The sequence below is a fragment of the Pseudomonadota bacterium genome, from assembly GCA_018823135.1.
GTDB lineage: Bacteria > Desulfobacterota > Desulfobulbia > Desulfobulbales > CALZHT01 > JAHJJF01.
Window position 1 is genome coordinate 35428 of the sequence record JAHJJF010000068.1, and the last position, 22887, is coordinate 58314.

At 47.3% G+C, this 22887-nt stretch carries 20 protein-coding genes; 6 read left to right on the top strand and 14 right to left on the bottom strand.

The genetic code is table 11. The features are described 5' to 3' along the window. Positions 1–107 precede the first annotated feature (107 nt). The 4 genes from KKE17_07020 to KKE17_07035 form a co-directional block, all read right to left on the bottom strand. Positions 108–1325, bottom strand: coding sequence for a GAF domain-containing protein (locus tag KKE17_07020; GenBank protein MBU1709738.1), 1218 nt, complete (start codon positions 1323–1325; stop codon positions 108–110). A gap of 229 nt (positions 1326–1554) precedes the next feature. Then, complete coding sequence (guaA, locus tag KKE17_07025; GenBank protein MBU1709739.1) at positions 1555–3108, bottom strand: glutamine-hydrolyzing GMP synthase; 1554 nt, start codon at positions 3106–3108, stop codon at positions 1555–1557. Positions 3109–3332: 224 nt separating this feature from the next. Then, positions 3333–4796 (bottom strand): IMP dehydrogenase, encoded by a 1464-nt coding sequence (guaB, locus tag KKE17_07030; GenBank protein ID MBU1709740.1) that lies wholly within the window; start codon positions 4794–4796, stop codon positions 3333–3335. Positions 4797–5222: 426 nt separating this feature from the next. Then, a complete protein-coding gene (locus KKE17_07035) occupies positions 5223–6185 on the bottom strand; it encodes a hypothetical protein (protein ID MBU1709741.1) in 963 nt (320 codons plus the stop codon). Positions 6186–6337: 152 nt separating this feature from the next. Here KKE17_07035 and KKE17_07040 point away from each other — a divergent pair, with 152 nt between their 5' ends. Then, on the top strand, positions 6338–6949 hold the full coding sequence (locus tag KKE17_07040; GenBank protein MBU1709742.1) for a threonylcarbamoyl-AMP synthase: 612 nt from the start codon (positions 6338–6340) through the stop codon (positions 6947–6949). A gap of 194 nt (positions 6950–7143) precedes the next feature. On the opposite strand, the gene KKE17_07045 is transcribed toward KKE17_07040, so the two are convergent. From KKE17_07045 to KKE17_07070, 6 genes are all read right to left on the bottom strand, one after another. Next, positions 7144–7431 carry an integration host factor subunit beta gene (locus KKE17_07045; GenBank protein ID MBU1709743.1) on the bottom strand — a complete coding sequence of 96 codons (288 nt, stop codon included), beginning with the start codon at positions 7429–7431 and terminating at the stop codon, positions 7144–7146. Positions 7432–7497: 66 nt separating this feature from the next. Beyond that, complete coding sequence (gene sppA / locus KKE17_07050) at positions 7498–8370, bottom strand: signal peptide peptidase SppA (GenBank protein ID MBU1709744.1); 873 nt, start codon at positions 8368–8370, stop codon at positions 7498–7500. Between the two features lie 69 nt (positions 8371–8439). Then, positions 8440–10221, bottom strand: coding sequence for a 30S ribosomal protein S1 (locus KKE17_07055; GenBank protein MBU1709745.1), 1782 nt, complete (start codon positions 10219–10221; stop codon positions 8440–8442). Positions 10222–10626: 405 nt separating this feature from the next. After that, positions 10627–11547, bottom strand: a complete 921-nt coding sequence (locus tag KKE17_07060) for a diguanylate cyclase (protein MBU1709746.1) — start codon at positions 11545–11547, stop codon at positions 10627–10629. Then, on the bottom strand, positions 11516–11944 hold the full coding sequence (locus KKE17_07065) for an NUDIX hydrolase (protein MBU1709747.1): 429 nt from the start codon (positions 11942–11944) through the stop codon (positions 11516–11518). The genes KKE17_07060 and KKE17_07065 overlap by 32 nt, the downstream gene beginning before the upstream one ends. An 80-nt stretch (positions 11945–12024) precedes the next feature. Beyond that, the gene (locus KKE17_07070; GenBank protein MBU1709748.1) at positions 12025–12633 is read right to left on the bottom strand and encodes a hypothetical protein; all 609 of its coding nucleotides are present in this window, start codon (positions 12631–12633) and stop codon (positions 12025–12027) included. 268 nt (positions 12634–12901) lie between these two features. Here KKE17_07070 and KKE17_07075 point away from each other — a divergent pair, with 268 nt between their 5' ends. From KKE17_07075 to KKE17_07090, 4 genes are all read left to right on the top strand, one after another. After that, positions 12902–13879 carry a nitronate monooxygenase gene (locus KKE17_07075; GenBank protein MBU1709749.1) on the top strand — a complete coding sequence of 326 codons (978 nt, stop codon included), beginning with the start codon at positions 12902–12904 and terminating at the stop codon, positions 13877–13879. A gap of 233 nt (positions 13880–14112) precedes the next feature. Then, positions 14113–15459, top strand: a complete 1347-nt coding sequence (locus tag KKE17_07080; protein MBU1709750.1) for a poly(A) polymerase — start codon at positions 14113–14115, stop codon at positions 15457–15459. Then, entirely contained in the window at positions 15456–16379 is a 924-nt protein-coding gene (gene bioB / locus KKE17_07085) for a biotin synthase BioB (GenBank protein MBU1709751.1), read from the top strand. The genes KKE17_07080 and bioB overlap by 4 nt, the downstream gene beginning before the upstream one ends. Positions 16380–16690: 311 nt before the next feature. Further along, positions 16691–17857 carry an 8-amino-7-oxononanoate synthase gene (locus KKE17_07090; GenBank protein MBU1709752.1) on the top strand — a complete coding sequence of 389 codons (1167 nt, stop codon included), beginning with the start codon at positions 16691–16693 and terminating at the stop codon, positions 17855–17857. Between the two features lie 23 nt (positions 17858–17880). Here KKE17_07090 and mutM read toward each other — a convergent pair whose 3' ends face one another. The 3 genes from mutM to KKE17_07105 all read right to left on the bottom strand — a co-directional run bounded on the left by mutM (position 17881) and on the right by KKE17_07105 (position 20705). After that, positions 17881–18705, bottom strand: coding sequence for a bifunctional DNA-formamidopyrimidine glycosylase/DNA-(apurinic or apyrimidinic site) lyase (mutM, locus tag KKE17_07095; GenBank protein ID MBU1709753.1), 825 nt, complete (start codon positions 18703–18705; stop codon positions 17881–17883). A gap of 15 nt (positions 18706–18720) precedes the next feature. Continuing rightward, positions 18721–19443: a TVP38/TMEM64 family protein gene (locus tag KKE17_07100; GenBank protein MBU1709754.1), complete on the bottom strand. Its 723-nt coding sequence runs from the start codon at positions 19441–19443 to the stop codon at positions 18721–18723. A gap of 95 nt (positions 19444–19538) precedes the next feature. Then, the gene (locus KKE17_07105; protein ID MBU1709755.1) at positions 19539–20705 is read right to left on the bottom strand and encodes an MFS transporter; all 1167 of its coding nucleotides are present in this window, start codon (positions 20703–20705) and stop codon (positions 19539–19541) included. Positions 20706–20875: 170 nt separating this feature from the next. Here KKE17_07105 and KKE17_07110 point away from each other — a divergent pair, with 170 nt between their 5' ends. After that, the gene (locus KKE17_07110) at positions 20876–21484 is read left to right on the top strand and encodes a 5-formyltetrahydrofolate cyclo-ligase (protein MBU1709756.1); all 609 of its coding nucleotides are present in this window, start codon (positions 20876–20878) and stop codon (positions 21482–21484) included. Between the two features lie 56 nt (positions 21485–21540). Here the strand turns inward: KKE17_07110 and KKE17_07115 are convergent, their stop codons facing one another. Beyond that, complete coding sequence (locus KKE17_07115) at positions 21541–22821, bottom strand: diguanylate cyclase (GenBank protein MBU1709757.1); 1281 nt, start codon at positions 22819–22821, stop codon at positions 21541–21543. Between the last annotated feature and the right edge of the window lie 66 nt (positions 22822–22887).

Here is a 22887-nt window from a genome sequence, read left to right on the forward strand (position 1 = left end):
GATCCCCCAGTGCAAGAAAATAAGACTGAATCATGGAGTGATTGTCGATTGTAAATAAGGATATCATTGCAAGAAAGGCTTTCCCTTGAGTTAGAAGGATGAGTTTTTTAAAGAGGGAGTGTGAAAATAAATTTGCTGCCTTTGCCGACGGTACTTTCAACCCAGATTCTTCCCCGATGTGCATCTATTGCGAGTTTGCAGAAATAAAGCCCCAGGCCGGTGCCCAGAATAGCATTTTTCTTTTCAGTGATCCGGGCATATTTTTCAAAAATAATCCGGGTTTTTTCTTCAGGAATACCAGGACCCTGGTCCTGCACATGGAACTCAAGTTGTTTCTTGTCTTGAACCTTTCTGCAGCCAACTTGAATTTTTGTTCCGGATAAAGAATATCCTATGCCATTGGTTAGCAGATTCTGCAGGACGCGCAGGATCAAATAACGATCAGCCTGGATTCTTGGAAGCGCTTCATTAATTTCAAGGGTAAGCTCTATATTCTTAATAAGGGAAACGCCTTTTGAATTGGAAACTGATTCATTTAAAAGGCTTTCCACTTCAAGCTCTTCCTTGATGAGTTTCATTTTTCCGTCTTCGATCTTATCTATGCTCGCAAGGTTTGAAACCATGAGCACCGCTCTTTCGCAGCCGATTCGTGCTGATTCGAGAAACTCTGCAGATTCTTTCGGAATCGTATAGGAAAGAATATCAAGATTGGCGACAATTTCCGAAAGCGGCGCTTTCAGGTCATGGATGAGAAGTTTGGAAAGCTCCGCCCTGGAAGCCTCCTGGTGACGCAGCTCCTGGTTGCGGGTTTTAAGGGTTTTTTGCTGTTTTTTGATCTCGGCGTTCAAATTCTGTTGAACCGCAAGCCAGAGAACGACGCTGCTGAATTTTAGAAGATAGGAGATATCGTCCTGGAAAAAATCCTTATCAGCGGACTTATCAGTGACATTGATCACTCCGAGGATTTTATTTTCACTCATTATCGGGGCGGAAAGCAGGGAATTTTTTTTATATTCGCCTCGACGGGATTTGAATCTCGAGTCTTTCGATATGTCAGGGATGAAAAGGGGGGCCTGGAATTTTACGACCCAGCCGGCAACAGTGTTTGCGTCAAGCGCAAGACATCGGCCGATGAGTTCTGATTTGTTGGTTGCGATAATTTCCAGTTCTTTTTTTTTGTTAAGGATCATGATTGATCCTTGTTCGACGCCGAGATAATTCAGAATCAGCCGGAGGATTTCATCCATGCGGCTCTGGTATGAAAGTTTTTTGGTATTTATGACATTGATGATGCGCGAAATCGTTGCAAGCAGTTTTATCGCCATCTCCGGGTCTTTGGGAAGATCCGGCGGCCTGCTGGGATCAAAATCCTTCATCGAACTCCTCTTGGGGTGAGTGCTGAAAGTTCAAAGCTGAAAGTAAAAGAATTAGCCGCAAAGTCGGGCCTCTCGCCCGGCGCTCAAACAAGCTGATTCGTCACAGATAATATCATACCCTGATGCATGACGAAAGGGCAAAAGGGATCAGAGCGAAAGACGCCTGTCTGCCGTTAAGCTACTCCCATTCAATGGTGCTCGGGGGTTTTGAGGAGATATCATAGACCACACGATTAATGCCGCGGACCTCGTTGATGATCCTGTTTGAAATCCTGCCGAGCAGGTCGTAAGGTAATTTCGACCAGTCAGCGGTCATTGCATCAACACTGTCAACCGAGCGCAGGGCAACAACGTTTTCATAGGTGCGTTCATCGCCCATGACACCTACGGTCTGGATCGGCAGCAGTACGGCAAACGACTGCCAGACTTTGCGGTAATACCCCGATTTCTTCATCTCTTCGAGGACGATTACATCAGCCTGCCTGAGAATATCAAGCCTTTCCTGGGTAACTTCGCCGAGTATTCTGATTGCCAGTCCGGGGCCTGGAAAAGGCTGCCTGAATATGGCTTCTTCGGGGAGCCCGAGTTCAAGGCCCAGGAGTCGAACTTCATCTTTGAACAGTTCGCGAAGCGGTTCGATGAGGTCGAGTTTCATGATGTCGGGCAGACCCCCGACATTGTGGTGGGACTTGATTATGGCTGAAGGTCCCTTGACGGAAATGCTTTCAATGACATCAGGATACAGCGTGCCCTGGGCAAGGTATTTGATGTCGCCCAGTTTTTTGGCTTCTTCCTCAAAAATCTTGATAAAGCCGTAGCCAATGCTTTTGCGTTTTTTCTCAGGATCGCGTTCGCCGGCGAGTTCACCCATAAAGTAATCAACCGCATCGACGTGAATGACGTTCAAGCCGGTTTTTTCTCTGAAGAAGTTCAGGACGCTTTCGGTTTCTCCGGTGCGCATCATGCCATTATTAACATAAACACAGATCAACTGGTCGCCGATGGCCCTATGGACAAGCGCTGCAGTAACCGAAGAATCAACACCACCGCTCAAAGCACAGATCACCCGGCCAGAGCCGACTTTTTTCTTGATTGCCGAAACCGTTGTTTCAATGAACGATTGCATGGTCCACTTTGGTTTGCAGTTGCATATTCCGAACATGAAATTTCGTAAAACATCAACACCGATCAAGGTATGGACTACCTCCGGATGAAACTGGACTCCGACCAGTGGTTTTTTGGTATGACGGATGGCGGCGTGAGGGGAATGTTCGCTGACTGCGGATATTTCGAAACCCTCCGGCAGACTTTCAATTCTGTCGCCGTGGCTCATCCATACCTGGTATTCGGCGCGATTTTTTTCCATTCCGGCAAACAGTCCGTCGGTGAAATGCACTTCGAGTTCGGCCTTGCCGAATTCGCGCTTGAGAGCTTTTTCAACTTTGCCGCCAAGCTGCCTGGTCATAAGTTGGGCGCCGTAACAGATGCCCAGCACCGGAATGTCCAGCGAGAAAATTCCCGGATCGCTGATTGGCGCATCCTGGTCATAGACGCTTGAGGGGCCACCGGAAAGAACGATGCCGTTGGGGGCGATTTCCTTGATTTTCTCAAGAGTGATATTGTACGGATGAATTTCGCAATAAACTTTCTGCTCGCGGATTCGACGGGCAATAAGTTGTGTGGTCTGGGATCCGAAATCAAGGATCAATATTTTTTCATCATGAATGGCCAACGTTGGTTCCTCATATAAGGTTTAACTAAATTTACACCCTAAGTTTGAAACATCTACGTTTTCGAAGTCTCACTTCGTTCGCGATCTGCGTAGATGTTGACTGATGGATTTGAACCGGAGAATATCGAACAAGGAATATCGAATGTCGAAGTGACTGATTAAACTTTATCATTCTGCGGTTCCTTGTTCGATATTCGATATTTCCGGCTTCGCCGGCTTAAGGTTTAACCAAGACGATAGTTCGGCGCCTCTTTTGTAATAATAACGTCGTGAACGTGGCTTTCCCTGAGGCCTGCCGCAGTTATTTTGACAAATTTAGCTTTTTTGCGCAGTTCTTCTATGTTTTTTGCGCCAACGTATCCCATGCCCGAACGAAGTCCGCCCATGAGTTGATATATTGTTGTGGAAAGCGGCCCGCGATAGGGGACCTTTCCTTCAATGCCTTCCGGAACCAGCTTGGACTGACTTTCAACCTCTTCCTGGAAATATCTGTCACTGCTGCCTTTTTTCATGGCTTCAATTGACCCCATGCCCCGATATCCTTTATAGGTCCTTCCTTGATACAGAAATGTATCCCCCGGGGTTTCATCGGTTCCGGCAAACAGGCTGCCGATCATAATGGAGTTGGCGCCGATGCCGATCGCCTTGGTAATATCGCCGGAATACTTGATGCCGCCGTCGGCAATAATCGGGATCCCGTATTTGGCGGCTTTTTTTGCGCAGTTGCCGATGGCAGACATCTGCGGCACCCCGACACCGGCAACAATCCTGGTGGTGCAGATCGAACCTGGGCCTACACCGATTTTTACACAATCCGCCCCAGCCTTGATAAGGGCCTCGAGGCCTTCTGGGGTAGCAATGTTTCCGGCAATCACCTGCAGATCCGGGAAGGCGCTTTTGATGTTCATGAGGGTCTTGATAACATTTTGAGAATGACCGTGGGCCGAATCAAGGGCGACAATGTCAACTTCAGCCTTGACCAGGCGTTCGACCTGGGCCATGTAATTGCCGCCGATGCCGATTGCCGCGCCCACTCGGAGGCGGCCAAGGTCGTCTTTTGCGGCATTGGGATATTTGCGAATTTTTTCTAGATCTTTGATGGTAATAAGACCTTTAAGGTTGCCGTGCTCATCAACTACCAGAAGTTTTTCAATGCGGTGCTTGTGGAGCAGGGCCTTGGATTCCTCCAGAGTGATTCCCACATGAGCGGTGACCAGATTCTTGCTGGTCATGACCTCATGCACCTTGACCGTGAGGTCCGTAACAAATCGAAGGTCGCGATTGGTGACAATGCCCACGAGTTTTGATTTACGCAAGACAGGGACACCGGATATCCGGTAATTCTGCATGATGGATTTTACTTCACCGACGGTCTGGCCCTCCTCAACGGTCACCGGGTCCACCACCATGCCGGATTCAGATTTTTTGACCTTTATAACCTCGAGAATCTGGTCATCCACTGACATGTTCTTGTGAATAATGCCTATGCCGCCTTCCCTGGCCATGGTTATTGCCGTGCGATGCTCGGTGACCGTGTCCATGGCCGCGCTCACCAGGGGGATATGGAGATTGATGGTTTTTGTCAGACGGGTGGAAAGATCTACTTCGGAAGGCAGAACCTTTGAAGCCTGTGGGATCAGGAGAAGATCATCAAAGGTGTATGCCTGTTCTATCTCATTTGCTATCATGTGAGGTCTCCTTCTTAATCAAAAGGGAAAAATAAAGCCTGGGCAAGGGTAAAAGGATGATACGGATACCGGAGCTCTTATCCTGCCCTCAGAAACAACCTGTGCCCTGAAAGCGGGCGACAAATCAAGGCAAGCTTTTATGGTACATTCATGTACTGTTTTTACAGGTTTTTTTCAACAACTAGCTGTAAAAGTGTATTATTCTTTTATCTGACGCAATATAATTTTCAGATTGAAGCATAGAGGCCAAATTATTTTATGACTTCCTGTCATGCACACTTCGGGGCTGATCGATTCGCTGTTTCGGGCAAGGCGGCAAGCCGCCGGCAAAAAAAAATAAAATGCCGGGAAAATTGTTGAGGAGCACCTTCTTTTATAAGGAATCGGCTGTAAACGGTCAAGCCGGAAAGGTTTTTCATGAACCCCTCAACGGGAGAAGCAGCAGTAATCTCCTTTAAGGCCGCTCAGTAAAATTCCTTCCAGTAACCCTGCATCACTGATTATTATTCCGGGAGCGTGTATGAAGTCAATTATTGATTGATAAATCATCAATCCGGCAATAATGATTTCTCCACGGTTTTTATCAAGCCCCGGCAGCCTGTTTCGTTCAGCCGCTGCAAGCCGAGTCAGCCGGTGTTCAAGCCGTTGGAGATTTTCAGAAGTTAAAAAATGATTCTGGACAAGTTTTTCATTATAAGCTTCAAGTTCAAGATCCAGGGCCGCAAGGGCCGTTGCCGTACCCCCTGAGGCAAGGAGGGTCAAATTCTGTTTTTCAAATGAAAGAATCCTGAACCCTTGCCGCAAAACCCTGGTTATATGTGCTGCGGCTTTTTTCAGCTCTTCAGGATTCGGTGGATCGCTTAAAAGAAATTCTTCCGTTACTGAAACCGCACCAAGGTTCAGGCTTATTGCACAAGGACTATCGTCGAGGTGTGAATCGAGCACCAGCTCGGTACTTCCGCCTCCTGCATCAATATATAATCTCGGGTTATCGTCAGTTCCGGGGGGAAACCCCCAGGCACCCTGGTAGCTGAGAAGGGCCTCTTCTTCACCACTTAAAACAGTCAATTCGCAACCGGTTATTCGAGTCGCCCGGGAGATGAACAGGGCAGCGTTGTCGGCGTTCCGCAAAGCAGCGGTGCCGCACATCCTGCAGGATGATATATTGTATTTTTGTAATAGCAGATTAAAATCAGACAGGGCATCAAATGCCCGGCACATCGCCTGGTCAGAAAGATTACCTCCCCGGGAGAGCCCCTGGGCAAGACGCACGGATATGAGTTTTTTTTCAAGGGGAATAAGGTGGTTTTCTTTGACTTCGGCAATCAGCAGCCTGAAACTGTTTGAGCCGAGATCGATTCCAGCGGCTATATTCATTTGGTTTGGCATTGCTTCTGCTTAATGATTGATATATTATGCCTTGCCGGCGATAAACCGGAATAAAACCCGGGAAAGAAACAAAACAAGCCTATACGTATTGCAAATGTTCCCCCATAATAATGCATGGGATCAGATTCTAAACAGAAAAACAGTATAACGATATGATTTTAAATATTAACCCGGATAATCCCCAACCGCGTCTTATAAGTCAGGCGGTGGAGTGTCTGAGGCGCGGGGGCGTCATTTGCTATCCAACCGATACGGTGTACGGCATCGGTTGCGATATATTTAATCAGAAGGCCATAAAAAGAATCTATCAGATCAAGAGAAGGCCGAAAACCAAACCGTTCAGTTTCATGTGTTCCAGCCTGAAAAATGTAAGTGATTACTGTTATATATCGAATTCCGCGTATCGGATTATGAAAAAGAATCTTCCCGGGGCATATACCTTTATTCTGCCGGCGGCAAAGATTGTTCCCAAAATACTGACCACCAAACAGAAGACCGTGGGTATCAGAGTTCCTGATAATAATATCTGCCGAGAACTCATCGAAGCCCTGGGAAATCCGATTCTGACAACAAGTGCGGTTACCGAAGATGAGGACAGGCCTTTGTCCGAGGCTTTTGAAATTGAGGATAAATTGGGTCGGCAGGTTGATTTTGTTATCGACGGCGGGTCTCTCTTTCCTGAACCGTCAAGCATAATATCTCTAGTGGAGGATTATCCGGTTGTCCTGCGGAACGGCAAGGGGGACATCGGACCCTTCATCTAGGAAGCTTTTTTGGGTTTTTTCCGTAAACTCCCCAGAAAAAAATTTCATGACCTGAAAAGGATCGGTAAAATAAACTTGTCACAAACGTTATTGGTGATGAAATCGAAGAAAGACTTATTCCATCGGGTTATTGCGTTGAAACAAGTTGATTTGCTGGGGGGACCCTGAGGTTACAGCGGCATTTCAATATTCAATCATTTATGATTTTTTACCAAAGGGTCTTTGAGGGATTTGCTCATTGTGAAGTTAAGGGTTTTGCGCGGTGGAATATGCATTACCTTGCTGGTCTTTGGATTTTTAGTGGTCCGTTCTTTTCGTTGACGGATTGAAAAACTGCCAAAACCCCTGATTTCCACTCTGCGGCCTTTGGACAATGCATCTGCGATGCTATCCAGTATAATATCAAGTGCTTGCCTGACGTCTTTTTTCAGAAAGCCACCCAGTTCTTCGGATACTTCGTTAATTAAATCACGTTTCAACATTAAATCACTCTCTATTGTTTGCGATATGCAACACCTTGAGCGTTACCAAACAAGGGGCTGCGTTTATTAATTTTGAGGCTGAAAGGTCAATTCATAGGAAAGAATCGGTGAGATATTGATAAAGCGATTTGTAAGCGTTTGTCCGGTCTCACCTGCCAGAAGCGTCAGCAAAGAGAATTTTTTTTCTTTTGGAAAAATGAGATGCGGTGTTTCCGATGGGAGACCTGCAAGGGTTGCAGCGAGTTTTATCGCATCTGCAAAATTTCCGAAATCATCAATCAGACCAAGATCTTTCGCCTGCTCGCCTGAGTAAATACGACCGTCGGCGAGTTTTCGAACAACCTCCGGGGCAAGGGCGCGGCTTTTGGCAATGTCATTGATAAACTGCTCATGCACATTGTCGATAAGCGCCTGGAGGATATTTCTTTCCTCCGCGGTCATCGGTCTTGTGGCTGAGCCGATGTCCTTATTGGCACCGCTTTTAACAACTTCGCTTTTATACCCTATTTTTTCAAAAAGATTTTCCAGATTGGGAAACTTAATTATAACGCCGAGGCTGCCGGTAAGCGTCCCTGGATTTGCAATAATTTTTTGCGCGCCGAGAGAGGCGTAATAGGCTCCTGATGCAGCCATCGAGCCCATGGAAACGATAACAGGTTTGATGCCGTTGGTGCGTTTGATTTCCGTAAATATTTCTTGGGAAGCACCAACAGCACCACCCGGGCTGTCAACTCTGAGGATTATTGCCTTGACTCTGCTGTTCTTTTGAAAGGCCGCAAGGTCGGTGACAATTTCCTCAGAGGAAGTAATAATACCTTTAAGCTCAATAACGCCGATACCATCTGTTTTACTGAAGAGTTCTGAGTTTTCCGAACTTCCCAGGGCGGAGATGAAGAAAATTATCCCAGCCCAGAAGAGAAAAAATATCGCTCCAAGCATTAGAATGCCCAGTAAAATAGGGTGGTCTCGGCGGAATGATCGCACGGCCTTGGCTCTCAAATAATCGGGCTATTTATCTTCTTCCGTATCTGCTTCGGCGGCGGCAGTCACCTGCTCGGCTTCAGCTGCTGTATCTTTATTCTCAAGTTCTTCTTTCAACAAGTCGCCGAGCGTTGAAGGCCCGCTGCTGGCCTGTTTTTTCTTGTAGTCGCTTATATCACCTTTGTCGGAATCTTCAGTGAGCGCCTTGATTGAAAGACCGATCTTTCTGTCCTTGGCGGAAACGTTGATAACCTTGGTTTCAATGGTGTCACCGATATTATACATGCCCACCGGAGTATTGACCTTATCTTTACTGATTTCAGAGACGTGAACCAGGCCTTCAATGCCTTCTTCCACTTCTACGAAAATACCGAAATCAGTGACATTGGTAATTTTACCTTCCACCTTGGAGCCGATGGGGTATTTTTCAATGGCTTTCTGCCATGGATCTGGTTCGAGCTGCTTGATGCCAAGAGAGAACCGCTCATTTTCGCGATCGATTTTCAAGACAACGGCCTGGATTGTTTCGCCTTTGGCGTATTTTTCCGTGGGATGTTTGATTCGTTCGGTCCAGGAGAGGTCGGATACATGGATAAGTCCGTCAATGCCTTCTTCGATGCCGATAAAGACGCCGAAGTCGGTAATGTTCTTGATTTTCCCCTCAATGATCGAACCCACCGGATAGTTTTCTGAAACAAGATCCCATGGATTGGGCTGCAGTTGTTTCATGCCGAGAGAAATACGTTTGGCATCAACATCGATGTTTAAGACGACGACTTCAATTCCATCGCCGACTCCGACTATTTTAGATGGATGGCGGGTCTTTTTGGACCAGGACATTTCCGAAACGTGGATGAGTCCTTCAACGCCTTCTTCAAGTTCGGCAAATACACCATAGTCAGTGATGCTTACGACTTTACCGGTTGTTTTGGAGTTAAGCGGGTATCTTTCCGTAACAGTTGTCCATGGGTCGGGTTTGAGCTGTTTGACACCCAGGGAAACTTTGTCAGCCTCTTTATCGTATTTGAGGACCTTGACATCGATTTCTTCGCCAACCTTGAAAAGTTTCGACGGGTGGGAAACGCGGCCCCAGGAAAGATCGGTGATATGGCAGAGTCCGTCCATGCCGCCCAGATCGATAAATATACCGTAATCCGTAATGTTGGTAATTTTCCCTTTGATAATTGCGTTTTCTTCAAGAGAGGAGCGCATCTCATCGCGAAGCTGGCTTCTTTCTGCTTCAAGAATCGCCCGCCTGGAGATTACGACATTGTTTCTCTTTCTATTATATTTGAGGACCTTGAACTCAAAGGTTTTGCCGATGAGGGAATCAAGGTCTTTTACCGGACGTAAGTCAATCTGAGAATACGGAAGGAAAGCGGGTACACCGATATCAACAGAAAGTCCGCCTTTGACTCGGTTGTCGATTCGACCCTGAATGGTTTTATCTTCTTCCTGTATTTTAGCAATATCTTCCCAGACTTTGATGCCGATAGCTTTTTCGCGTGACAGACGCAGACCACCTTCGGCTTCACGTTTTTCTACGAAGACATCGAAAGTATCACCGATTTTTATATCGGCATCAACTCCTTCGGTTCTGAATTCAGAAACCGAAATGTTGCTTTCAGATTTGTCGCCGATGTCAACCACGACAAAATCTTTGTAGATACTGATTACCGTGCCAAGGACAACCTCGCCAACCGAAGCGACTTTGATGCTATCCTCAAAAAGTTCGGCAAAGCTCATGCCGTCGGTTGATGTTACGCTGCTGTCTTCCTGCTGTTTTGTGTTTGTTTCGTTGGTTACCATTAAGACATTCCTCCTTCCAGTAGTATAGAAAGCGGTTATATACCAGAGACGGTGATCAAATACAACGGTTAATTGTGATTTTAATTGATTCAAGCTCACTGTGGCACGGCGTCTTGGCTTTAATGCAACAGTGATGGCATCAATAACAAATACCTTGCGCCAAAGTCTTTGAAGTGTTTTCGGTCACCCCTTCTGGCTCAGGCTTGTTTTACTGATATTTTATAATGTTTGGTTTCCTGCGGGTTAACAGAAGAATCTTTTGGGGTTTTCTCCTGACCCTTTAACCGCGATTGTATCAACTTATCAGGTTCAGCTATATAAAGGATGGTAGCGGGTGAGCAATTATAGGATAATTGATTTTTTGGTGGATGATCAAAAAGGTGAGAGATGAATCGAGGCTGGAAATTAATTGCTGTCGCAAACTATATTGTCTTTTCCTGAATCCTTTGCTTTATATAGGGCATTATCGGCCCTGCGCACAAAAGTGGTCAGATCCTCTTCCCATGAGTTTTTTTCGTTCCGGCAGAACCGGGCAATGCCGATACTTAAAGTGGTAGGGGTGAAATTCTTGCTTCTGTAGGTGTTTAATATCCGTTCGGCAATATGCAGCGTCTGCTCGATTGTAATATATGGTGTAATGATCGCAAACTCGTCGCCGCCGTGCCGGAAAACCCAGTCGACATTTTCTCTTGTACAACTTAAAAGGATATCGCTGATAGCTTTTAAGACGTCATCTCCGGCCTGATGGCCGAAAGAATCGTTGTAATCCTTGAATCGATCCACATCGATCATCAGGAGCGTCAAGGGATAATTCTGGCGATGGGAGCGATGCGCCTCTTCGTGAAGTTTTACGTCGAAATACCTGCGGTTGTAAAGGTTTGTCAGTGCATCGCATAAAGACAGATATTCGAGTTCTCTGATGTATTCCTGCTCCCGGGTGAGGCGATTGAGTTTTGCTTCAAGTTCATCTGCGGTAAACGGTTTGGTGATAAAATCGTTGGCTCCGGCCTTGATTACGTCGGTGTAGCTGAAGGAACCGGTGTAGCCGGTAATGACGATGACGCCGATCTGCGGGTAATTCTCCCGGATATGGCTCAGGAGCTGCATGCCGTCCATGTTAGGCATGATCATGTCGGTGATGACGATTGCAAAAGGTTCTTTTTTGAGGAGTTTGGTAGCTTCAATCCCGTCTTCAGCAGAAGTATACGCATAACCGAAAGAATTCAGGGAGAATTCCAGAAGTTCCCGGATCAGGGGGTTGTCGTCCACTATGAGAACTTTAAAATTTTTTTTCTCAAGAGGATCTTTGTTGGCTAAAATAGTCATTTAATATTCTTTTATGATCAAATACCAGTGGTGGCAAGGTTTCTTCTGAAAAAATTTTCGCCTGAATCGCATCGTCGGCCCCTTTGGGAACGCCTTCGGCTTCTGCTATAAAAACGGTTGAAATCGTATGGAGCCTTGCATCTCTGTCAGGATCGGAATAGGTGTGAAATTGTTTTATCAGTCTGACCTGAAGACCGGTTTCTTCAAGGGCTTCACGCACCGCAGCCTGTTCAAGTGATTCGCCGTAATCAACAAAGCCTCCGGGCAATGCCCACCCATGTGGCGGGTTTTTTCTTTCTATTAAGACAATGCCGTCATTAATCTCAATAATTACATCCACTGTGGGCACAGGGTTTTTTTTGTTTGTAGGTTGGTTTTTGTCAGGTGAAGTTTTCATAATACATTAAAGATATTAATAATTGTATCTAAAAAGAACAGGAAAGGACAAGCAGAATATGCTTTACTGTGCGGTGAAAGTTAAGGACCGGGGAATGACTGGGCAAGGCACATGTCCCGGACATCATGCCAGTTGAAAATATATCGAAGCTGTTTTCTGCCGCGATTCCATGGTTGTTCATAAACAAAAGGCATAATTCCCTCCTCTTTCAGCATGAGGCAGGTCTCCGCCCGGTCGTCGATGAAATACCGGAGATTCATCTCCTTGATGCATTCTGTTTTGCCGTCATGCTCGCCGGTCGCCTCAAGGCGCATATCTTTGCAAGTCTTTTCACCCAGGACATTTATCAGCCAGTCATGGACGGGTTCTTTTAAGGGCCTTGCGGTCACGAAACTCAATGGGGCATGTGTTGACAATTCCTGCAGAACTTCGACGGCATGGGGCATGGGCCGGAGCCCCGCTTCAATGGGGGCATTCATAAGCCTGGTAAATATTTCATCAATTATAACAGGATCCATGGGCAGGCAGTCTTCAACGATGAAAGCAGTGATCTTTTCCGGTTCAACGGTTATATCGTAGTCATGGCGTGCAAGACGGATAAATGCTTCCATGGTGTCGGCAACAACCCCGTCAATATCAAAGCCGATATGTTCCGGTGGGACGAAAGGCAGAAAAGATTGATTGCTCATAGGGTTTCTTTGGCTTGGGGTTTATATGGGTTGATGCCGATATTTTGAATCATAACTATCCAATAAAACAGGATGATTGTAGCGTATCTTCTTGCAATTGCCAAGTTCCTTGTAAGATGGATGTTAACTCATTGCTTTGTTAGCTTTTTGATGTTGCGCTTGAAGATATTTACCAGTCTTGACAAAATTGATAAGGCAGGTCATATTGTCGGGTGCATTTTTAACTATTTTAGTAATTATATAAAAAGTCGGAGATATAGAAGAAAGAATGAAATTACCATCACTAACTATTGGTCCCTTTACTGCGCCGATTCCTTTGGTGCAGGGGGGGATGTCCATACGTGTTTCCACATCAGCACTTGCTGTTCCCGTTGCCGAATGCGGCGGCATCGGCACTATCGGCGGCTCGGCAATCCCGGCAGATGAATTACAGGCGGATATCCGCAAAGCCAAAGCAGAGACAAAGGGAATTATCGCGGTGAACATCATGTTCGCCATGAAGAATTTTTATAACCTGGTCATGGCATCCATTGAAGCCGGGGTTGACATGATTGTCACCGGTGCCGGATTTTCCAGGGATATTTTCAAAATCGGCAAAGAAACCAACACGCCGATTGTTTCCATTGTTTCATCGCCGGCGTTCGCGCGCCTTGCGGAAAAACTCGGCGCCGCGGCAATAATCGTTGAAGCCAAGGAAGCCGGCGGTCATCTGGGTACGGATATAGCCTTACGGGATTTGTTTCCTGAAATTCGTAAAGTTGTGAGCAAGGTGCCGCTGATTGCTGCGGGCGGAATGACCAACGGTTTTGAAATGGCTGAAATGATGGACAAGTACGGGGCGGACGGAATTCAGATCGCCACCCGGTTTGTGCTTACCAAGGAATGTTCGGTTGCCGATGGATTCAAACAGGCGATGCTCAATGCCTCGAAAGAGGATGTGACGCTGATCCGGTCTCCGGTTGGTCTTCCCGGCAGGGCGCTTAAAACCCCATTTGTCAAGAGATTGCTTGATCAAGAGAATCTTATGACCAAGGAGTGCAAGTATAAATGCCTGAAAAAATGCAGCCATTATTATTGCATTTCCGACAGACTGAATTTTGCGCGTAAGGGAAACCTTGAAGACGGCCTGTTTTTTACCGGAGAGAATGTATATAAAATGAAGGAGATCCTGACGGTGAAGGAAGTGTTCGATCAGTTCGTCGCCCAGGCTGAATCAAAATATAAAGAGCCGGGAGTTCAGTATTAATTTTTCCCTTCCTGCATTCATATAATGATGTTTTTATACGCTTCTCCGATCCTGCCGCATTCGGAATTTCGCAAACGTTCATCTTGCCTCGACATCGGCAAATGCACAGCCATGAATTTGACGACAGTTTTTTTGTCGGGGTCCGGAAGAGCTTTCATCCATGGGGAAGCGGTTGCCGCTTTTCAAAAATAATCCATGCGGATCAGACCGCAACTTAATGTAATTGATAAGTGATGCCGGAGCCAAGAATAATCCCCCGATCAGCGCATCCGATTTCAAGACATGACATAGACCGTGAGGCTCTCAAGGTCATGTATAAACTCAGGGATGCGGGTTTTTCCGCCTACCTCGTGGGCGGCGGCGTTCGTGACATTTTCCTCGGGAAAAAACCGAAAGATTTCGATATCAGCACCGATGCCAGGCCTGGACAACTTCGCAAGCTGTTTAATAACAGCCGGATTATCGGCAATCGATTCCGCCTGGTGCAGGTCCTTTTTCGCGGCGGCAAGATTGTCGAGGTCTCGACGCTGCGTTGCAAGAGCGAGTATGACATCAACGGCGAAAATGAAGTCCTGCAGTCCAACAATACCTTCGGCTCCCTTGAAGACGACGCCTTCCGAAGAGATCTGACCATTAATGCCTTATTTTACGAGATAGAGAATCACACGGTTATTGATTATTGCGGCGGTGTTGAAGACATTCAAAAACGTATAATCAGGATTGTCGGCGATCCGGAAAGGCGAATTATCCGGGATCCGGTGCGGATTATGCGGGCTATCAGGCATGCATCCCGAAATGATTTTGCCATTGAAGATATAACCTGGCAGGCAATACTGCAGCATTCTGCTGATCTGAGACTATGCCCGATTTCGAGAATCCGGGATGAGGTGTTTAAGGATTTTCGGAGCGGTTCTCTAGCTGCATGGGCCAGAATTGCAATTGAAAGCAGAATATTTTTTGAGATATTTCCTTTTTATGAAGACCTCCTGTTACCCGCGACCGACCCACCGCAAGACCCTCAAACTCCAAAGGTAACCCCGGCGCTTGAGTTCCTTCTGGAAATTTTCCAGGTTATTGACAGATTGCAGAATGATGGCCATAAACTGCCGGATCATTTGCTTATAGCATTGTTTCTTATCCCGTGGGCCCAGGAAAAAATGGGATTGATGCAATTGGATCTTTCCGGCAAGGCGCATTTTACTTTTTCAAGGCAGATGCGCTATGAGCTGAACCTGAATTTCAACCGGTTGAGCATTAAGCGGCTGGATAAAGAAAATATTACTTCTCTGCTGGTGAATCTGCCAACATTTATTAAGTTTTCCGAAAAGAGTAAATGGCCAGGCTGGTTTCTGAGAAAAAGTTATTTCAATACGGGCCTGGAGTTCTATGAAATTTATCGGGAAGCAACCGGCGGCGATATGGTAACCTCGTTAAACAGCATCCGAAAACCCGAGCCAGAGCATGTTCCCGACCATGAGCCCGTCCATGTTCGTAAAAAAAGTCGCAGCTCCCGACATGCCGGCAGGACGCCGGCATTCAGCAATACGGCCGGGGGAATTTTTGGTCTTAAAAGAAAATGAAGGATTTTGGAAAAGAAATTGAGTCCTTACGGAAGTTATCGGTTGCGGAGCTGATGGGCCGAGCCCTTGAGAAAAAGCTTGCCAGCCGCGGCGAGAAATTTTCTCTGTGCAGCATTATCAACGCCAAATCCGGGCAATGCAGCGAGGATTGTAAATTCTGCGTGCAATCGGCGCATTACAAAACCGATATTTCGGTTTATCCCCTGAAAGACATTGAAGAAATCGTTCTTGCGGCCCAAGAGGCGCGAAGTATCGGCGCCGGGCATTTTTCCCTGGTGACCAGCGGTCGCGGCATGCAGGGAGCTGAGGTGGAAAAGGTTGCGGGAATTATTGCTGCAATCAGAAGTCGCGTTGATATAAAGGTCTGCGCCTCCCTGGGGATTTTGTCCTACGACAGTTTTATGGTGCTGAAAGATGCGGGCTTGAGCCGCTATCATCATAATATCGAATCTTCCAGGGAATTTTTTGATACAATTGTCTCAACCCATAGCTTTGATGAGCGCATCGAAACCATCAAGGCTGCCCAGCGAGCAGGACTTGAAGTATGTGCCGGCGGGATTATCGGCCTCGGCGAAACAGAAGACGACCGTATTTCCATGGCCTTGACCCTGAAAGAATGCAAAGTGGATTCCGTCCCTTTAAATATCCTCATTCCGCTGCCCGGCACCCCCCTTGAACACACCGCCAGGTTATCCATAGAAGAAATTCTTCGGGCAATAGCATTGTTTCGGTTAATTGTCGGAGGAATTCCTGTAAGGCTCTGTGCCGGCAGGGAATCAGCACTCAATGATTTTCTGGGTATGGCGTTTATGGCCGGCGCGGATGGCATGATGATCGGCGGTTATCTGACCCAGCGGGGCCGCTCTCCTGAAGCGGACAATCAGCTGGTTCAGGACATGAAAAAAATCTGGAATTCCTGATTATTCGTCAAAAAGCCTGTGGTATACTGCCGGTAGAATTTATAAGCGATGGGTGGCAAAGGTTTTTCCCTTCGCTGTTTGAATAGTGCCTGAATTTTACGGTATGTTCCGCTGGATTTCAAAAACTCGCTCGGTCCTCACTCAGACACTCGGAGACTACGCCACTTCGAGGGTCCGCGTACCTTGAAATCTCCCGCTCCACAATACCTTGAATTCTAATGAAAATGAGTGGAAATGCTTAACAATAAAACCTTTTCAGGCTGTGCTTGTTTTAGAAGCACCTAAGCAAAAGAGAGCTGGGTAAAATGAGTATGGACGATTACGTTTCTCAGTGGCTTGAGGAACAAAAAGCAGCAGGGACCTTGAGAAAGCTTGTCCCCCATGAAAGGATCAGGGGTGGGCGCATCAAACTTGTTTCCGGAGCTGAGGCCGCAGGCCCGCTCTGGGACTTTTCCTCCAACGATTATCTGGCTCTTACCGAGCATCCTGAAGTAATCAAAAAAAGCAGGGAGTTCCTTGAACAATACGGTGCCGGCGCCGGCGCTGCCCGTCTTATGAGCGGCGACAATAACCTGAATCATTTGCTTGAAGAGAGTATTGCCAAGCTTAAAGGCAAAGAAAGCGCCCTTGTTTTCGGCAGCGGCTACATGGCCAATATCGGCGTGCTTCCGGCACTGGCCGGCCGCGGCGATGTGATATTTACTGACCGTCTGAACCATGCAAGCATCTATGACGGCTGCAAATTGTCCGGCGCCCAGATGCAGCGCTTCCAGCATAACGATGTAAACCATCTTGAGGAATTGCTTAGGGATAAACGGGGTAAGGGCCGCGCCCTCATTGTTGTGGAATCCATTTACAGTATGGATGGCGACCGGTGTCCATTAAGAGATCTCGTTGCCATCAAGAACAAATACTCCTGCCAGTTGATGGTGGATGAGGCCCATGCTACCGGGGTGTTCGGCAGCAACGGCGGCGGAGTAATTCAGGAAGAAGGTGTGGTCGACCAGGTTGATATTGCCATGGGCACCTTTGGCAAGGCCCTGGGAAGTTACGGCGCTTACATCGCGGCATCTCATGACATGGTTCAATTTCTGATCAATAAGGCGCGAAGTTTTGTTTATTCAACAGCCCTGCCGCCAGCTGTTATCGGCGCCTCTCTTGCCGCAGTTAAAGTTGTGGAAAAGGGCGAGGCGTTGCGCCGGGAGCTTTTTGCCAAGGTCGGGGTATTTAAAGATGCCCTCCGGGAAAATGGCATTGGCGGGGATTTCGGCCCCAGCCAGATTGTCCCGGTTTTGATAGGGGATGTCGCGAAAGCGGTGAATGCGGCATTGAGCTTGCGGAGACAAGGGGTTTTTGCCACGGCCGTTCGTCCTCCCACCGTGCCCAAGGGTACATCACGGCTGCGGTTTTCAGTCACCCGCCATCTTCCTGACGAGGTACTGAAGGAAACCGCCCATCTTCTCGGCAGGATTCTTTGATTTACACTCCTTGAATTTTTTCATTATACCTTTTGGCAATGCGGGCAGAAGTATGTAGCGCGGCCGGCCATGACCTGCCGAATGATCTGTCTTTTGCATTTTGGGCAGGGTTTTCCTTCACGACCGTAAACCATGAGCTGGTTCTGGAAATAACCTGGATTGTTGCTGCTGTTGACAAAATCCGAGATGGTTGTGCCGCCGAATTTAATGGCTTTTTTGAGAACGGCCCTGCCGGCACGGATTATTTTTGCCCATTCGGTTGCGGAAATACATCCTGATTCCCGGTTTGGATTGATCCCGGCGATAAAGAGGGTTTCCGATGCATAGATGTTGCCGATGCCCAGCACCACAGCGCCATCCATCAGAAAGTTCTTTACAGGTTTTGTTTTATGCAGAGCCATCTTTGCAAGGTAGGTTTTTGAAAAATTTCTGCTGAGGGGTTCAACACCTTTAATATTGAGCAAATTCGTTTCATCCGCACCGGGCGGCAACACCTGGACGGAGCCGAAACGCCTGGCATCGTTGAACCGCAGTTCCACGCCGTTATCGAGATGGAACCGTAGATGGTCGTGTTTGCGCAAAGGCTGTTCTTTGGAAAAAAGGCTCAATTTGCCGCTCATCCCGAGATGAATAACCAGTGATGCCTTGTTGTCCATTCTGAAAAGGAGGTATTTCCCCCGGCGGTCAACCCTGGTAATTATCCTGCCTTTGATCAAATTATCCAGAAATGCGCGGGGAACCGGCATCCGGAGTTTTTTGTTGGACCAGGTTATGTCCTGAATTGTTCTGCCAACCACATGGGTGGTCAGACCCATTCGGACAACTTCAACCTCGGGAAGTTCCGGCATGAAACAGTTCCTTTTTCATGGATGTTTTGTTGTTGCGTTTTCTTCCGGCGGGCGTATTTTTTTCACAACCCTGGGGATGAAGAACGAAACAACAAAAAGAACCAGTGAAATGAGTGATTTGGTGTTAAACAGCTGCGACCAGTCGTTGCTGGCCCAGACCTCGGCCAGGTTTGCAAAGAAAAAGGTCAGTACAAAGCCGCCGGCGATAATCCCGAAGAGGGTCCCGAAAAAATAGTCTCTAAATGTAACCCTGGTCAGCCCCATTCCGAAATTGAGCGGCGTAAAGGGGAAAAAAATCAGCCTCAGATAGAGGGTTGTGGCAAAGCCGTTTGCAGCGATTTTTGCGTCATATTTTTTCAGGCCTTCACCGATCAGCGATGCGGCAAAATCCCTGCCGAGATAGCGGCCGATGTAAAAGGCGATTGAAGCGCCGATCAGCGCTCCCACTTCATTATAGAGGAATCCGTAATAAGGCCCGAACAGCACTGCGCCGATCCCGGTAAAAAGCAGCGCCGGCAGAAACATACAGATGCCGGCGGCATAGCTCAGGATAAAAACCACCGGTCCCCATGGGCCGAAGCCTTGGATTATTTTCCGGATATTGTCCGGCGTGATGATTTCCCGGACCGGAGAAAATCGGAAAAGGAGTATGGCACTGAGAATAAAAAGGATAAAAACCACCGCTTTAAGGGTGCTTTTTTTCGGGCCTTTTGGATTGTTTCCCATTCCGGGCTCCATCTTTTTGGTTTGTGGTTCAGGGGTTGCCTGATGATTAATCATAGGCGCGGCATATGTTTCGGTCAAGTTGTTAACTCATTCACGGCAGACATCTTTCAGGCGGAGAATACCTTTTCTTTGAGGGCGGACCTGGTGATGGTGAAGGCCCCCAGGAATACCGAAAAGCCGATCACCAGAAATGTGGTTTTTAAGCTGAAAAAATCGGCAAGGGTTCCGGAAAGAACGGCACCGAACATGAAACCCGCATCGAAAACTCCGGTGAAGAGACTCATGACTGCAGCCCGTTCATTTTCATCAGCCTGGTCCACTGCCAGGGCGTTAAGCGCCGGATAGAGACAGCCGAGACCCGCGCCATATAAAATTATTGAGCCGTAATAAAACAAATCCGAGGCGGCTTCGGTAAACAAGATGAGTCCGGCCCCCAAAAGCAGAAAGCTGTATTTGGCGAATCTTTTTTTCCCGTGACGGTCCATTAACTTGGCTCCGAACAGGCGGATGAGAATCGCAATGATGGCGATCTTGCCATAGTAGACCGGGCCGGAAAAGCCCTGCTCCTTGCCGAAGAGGGCAACAAAGGTAAGAAGCGTAGCATTGGCGTTAACAAAAATCAGGGTTGAGGCAAGGACAAGCCAGAGATTTTTTTTGTAAAGCACCGATAAGATTCCGGTGTGGTTTTTTGGGTCATCCGCAGAATTTTTTTTCTGCCTGATGGTCACCACAAGGATCATCGAAAAAAAGGCAGTTGCTGCAGCGCTGTGAAAAAGGGCCGGGTATCCGAACCCTGTGATCAATTGTTCCCCGAGGATCGGCGCCGCTGCAATGCAACCCAGCAGGATTGCGCCGATATATCCGAAGGCCTCGGCCCGCCGTTGGCCAGGGATTATATAGGTCACGGCGGTAAATGAGGCGGCGACAAATGCGGAGAACCCCAGGCCGTGCAGGATGCGGACAGCAAAAAGCGTCCAGGAAAGTTTTTCAACCATATGATAACCCAGTGAGGCGATAAAGATGGTGATCAGGCCGGCCTGGAGGGTTTTGTGGATGCCTATTTTCCGGATAAGGGCGGGCATCAAGGGTCTTACGATTACGGTGCTTGCCGGCAGAGCGCCCATTGCCCAGCCGATCAGGGCTTTGCTGCCGCCGAGAGATTCAAGGTATAACGGGTAGAGAAAGAAAAAGGCGATATTGGAATACACCAGGATAAATAATCCGTTGATAAAGAAAAACTGCCGGGTAAAAAGATCAGGTTTGGTCACGTTCACAATAAATGCTCGGGGTTTAAGTTATAAACAGGTAATTTCAGAATAATCGTAACATACTTTGAAACAGATGCAGATGGCAAGGACCGGATGGAGTCTTGCAAGATGGCTGATTTCGGTTTATTTGTTTGTGAGATTGAGAATAACCATTGTTAATGGTTTAATCTGCTGACATGAAAAGTGATATTGAAAATCAACAAACAAGTTTTCCGGATAGCAAACAATTGCGACGGCAGATCCTTGCCCTGCGCGACAAGCTGTCGCCGGAACTGAGAAAGCTGAAAAGCAGCAAAATAGAAGAACATCTCTGTTCGGTTATGGCCTTTCAGCATGCTGCAACAATTATGCTTTATGCCAGTTTTCGCAGTGAAGTGGCGACCTATTCACTGATGAACTGGTGTCTGGGCAAAGGGAAAACCCTTGTGCTGCCGGTAACAGCTGAAAACCATCAACTCAAAGTCTATCCGATTGGGGATATCCACAAGGATCTCCAGCCTGGCTATTGTTCAATCCCGGAACCAGACCACCAGAGGCTCCAGCCGATTGCTCCTGAAATAATTGATCTTGTTGTGGTGCCGGGATCTGTGTTTGATGCAAAGGGGCATAGGCTGGGTTACGGCGGCGGCTATTATGACCGTTTTTTAGTTGACCGTGCTCCGCAGGCAATAAGGATCGGAATCGCCTTTGAACTCCAGATTGTGCCGGAGGTGCCTGCCCAGGACCACGACCAGAGAATGGATTATATCATCACCGAAGACCGCGTGATTCGCACTGATCGTTAACTGCTATATTCAGAAACCTTGGGGTTTTGTTTTGACCGGGTGGTTAAATATTCTGACTACTCGGCTTTCCGGGCCTTGTTGCGGCCGTCGTTTTTGGCTATGTAGAGGGCTTTATCTGTTTTGTAGATGAGGTCATCGACCTCTTCACCGATGTTATGTTGACCGATGCCGGCGCTTACTGTCACCCGGGCGGTGAGTACGTCACTTATTTTTATTTCCATTTTTTCAATATGTTTGAGGATTCTTTGTGCAGTTTCTTCCGCTTTGTTGATGTTGGTCAGCGGCATGCCGATAAGGAATTCTTCGCCGCCGAACCTGCAGACAATGTCGTATTCGCGGAGCGCGCTTTTTAACATCAAGGCAATTTTTTTGAGTACCTGGTCTCCGGCCAGATGTCCGAAATCGTCATTGATGTTTTTGAAGTGGTCGACATCAATCAGGATGATGGACAGATCAAGTTTTTTGCGGACACTTCGTGAAATTTCCTGCCTGAGTCGCCGCATGCCCTCTCGGCGATTAAGCACTCCGGTGAGAAAGTCCCTGGTGGCCATGGCAAGGAGTTTCTTTTCCGCATCTTTGAGGCTGGTCAATAATTTTCGGGCAATAAAGAAGAAAACCAGGAAAATAAAGGTGATGGTAATGCCGGTCGAGACGGCCAGATAAATTTTACTGCTCCTGATCCTGTCCAGAAAGTTTGATGCAGGGATAGTTACGCTCAAGCCGCCGTGTATGTCGCCAATTTTATAATCGTGGTCGTTATGACATTCAAGACAGGCTTGATCAAGATAAAGCGGAGCCATATACCGATAAAAAGTCAGATTGCCGGTTTTTTCAAAGGCGGTTGCTTCCTGCGCCCCATAGATAAAGCTCTTAAGGGATTCCGCTTCAAAATCGTCCGGGGTGTTTGAAGGGTTTATTGGATTGAGACTGGTGAGCCGGAAGCGGACGATTCGCTGCTGGCTGCCCAGTTCGGATATCTCCCGGGTGACTGATGCGGGATTCTTGAGAACATAGGTGGCGCCGTCCTGATCAATAATCCGGGTTTTGAGGCCGGGGATTTTTTCGAGATATTCATTGGGCTGGACATCGTTTTCGAGCTTTACGAAGACACCGCCATGATCGGCAATCCATTGACGGGTGAGAACGATCTGCTGGAAATAAGCCTTTGCTTCCTCACGGAGTTGTTTTTTAATCAGGCTGTCCGTCTTGAAATGAAAGCCAATAAAAGTGGCGGTCATAATACAACAGACGAGAATTAAAATGATGCTGATATATTTTTTAACAAAGGTGCTGTTTGAAGGTGATTTTTTGATATTTTGAATGGGTTTTGCTTTCATGGCTAAACTATACCAAAACTCACAGGCTTTTCGCAGCTTATAAAGAAGAGGGCGGTTTTATTTTGC

Bases quoted from the DNA above. Each gene is read 5' to 3' on its own strand.
- KKE17_07020 (MBU1709738.1), bottom strand. From the start codon at position 1,325: ATGGCGATAAAACTGCTTGCAACGATTTCGCGCATCATCAATGTCATA.
- guaB (MBU1709740.1), bottom strand. From the start codon at position 4,796: ATGATAGCAAATGAGATAGAACAGGCATACACCTTTGATGATCTTCTC.
- KKE17_07035 (MBU1709741.1), bottom strand. From the start codon at position 6,185: ATGCCAAACCAAATGAATATAGCCGCTGGAATCGATCTCGGCTCAAAC.
- KKE17_07040 (MBU1709742.1), top strand. From the start codon at position 6,338: ATGATTTTAAATATTAACCCGGATAATCCCCAACCGCGTCTTATAAGT.
- KKE17_07045 (MBU1709743.1), bottom strand. From the start codon at position 7,431: ATGTTGAAACGTGATTTAATTAACGAAGTATCCGAAGAACTGGGTGGC.
- sppA (MBU1709744.1), bottom strand. From the start codon at position 8,370: ATGCTTGGAGCGATATTTTTTCTCTTCTGGGCTGGGATAATTTTCTTC.
- KKE17_07055 (MBU1709745.1), bottom strand. From the start codon at position 10,221: ATGGTAACCAACGAAACAAACACAAAACAGCAGGAAGACAGCAGCGTA.
- KKE17_07060 (MBU1709746.1), bottom strand. From the start codon at position 11,547: ATGACTATTTTAGCCAACAAAGATCCTCTTGAGAAAAAAAATTTTAAA.
- KKE17_07065 (MBU1709747.1), bottom strand. From the start codon at position 11,944: ATGAAAACTTCACCTGACAAAAACCAACCTACAAACAAAAAAAACCCT.
- KKE17_07070 (MBU1709748.1), bottom strand. From the start codon at position 12,633: ATGAGCAATCAATCTTTTCTGCCTTTCGTCCCACCGGAACATATCGGC.
- KKE17_07075 (MBU1709749.1), top strand. From the start codon at position 12,902: ATGAAATTACCATCACTAACTATTGGTCCCTTTACTGCGCCGATTCCT.
- KKE17_07080 (MBU1709750.1), top strand. From the start codon at position 14,113: ATGCCGGAGCCAAGAATAATCCCCCGATCAGCGCATCCGATTTCAAGA.
- bioB (MBU1709751.1), top strand. From the start codon at position 15,456: ATGAAGGATTTTGGAAAAGAAATTGAGTCCTTACGGAAGTTATCGGTT.
- KKE17_07090 (MBU1709752.1), top strand. From the start codon at position 16,691: ATGGACGATTACGTTTCTCAGTGGCTTGAGGAACAAAAAGCAGCAGGG.
- mutM (MBU1709753.1), bottom strand. From the start codon at position 18,705: ATGCCGGAACTTCCCGAGGTTGAAGTTGTCCGAATGGGTCTGACCACC.
- KKE17_07100 (MBU1709754.1), bottom strand. From the start codon at position 19,443: ATGGAGCCCGGAATGGGAAACAATCCAAAAGGCCCGAAAAAAAGCACC.
- KKE17_07110 (MBU1709756.1), top strand. From the start codon at position 20,876: ATGAAAAGTGATATTGAAAATCAACAAACAAGTTTTCCGGATAGCAAA.
- KKE17_07115 (MBU1709757.1), bottom strand. From the start codon at position 22,821: ATGAAAGCAAAACCCATTCAAAATATCAAAAAATCACCTTCAAACAGC.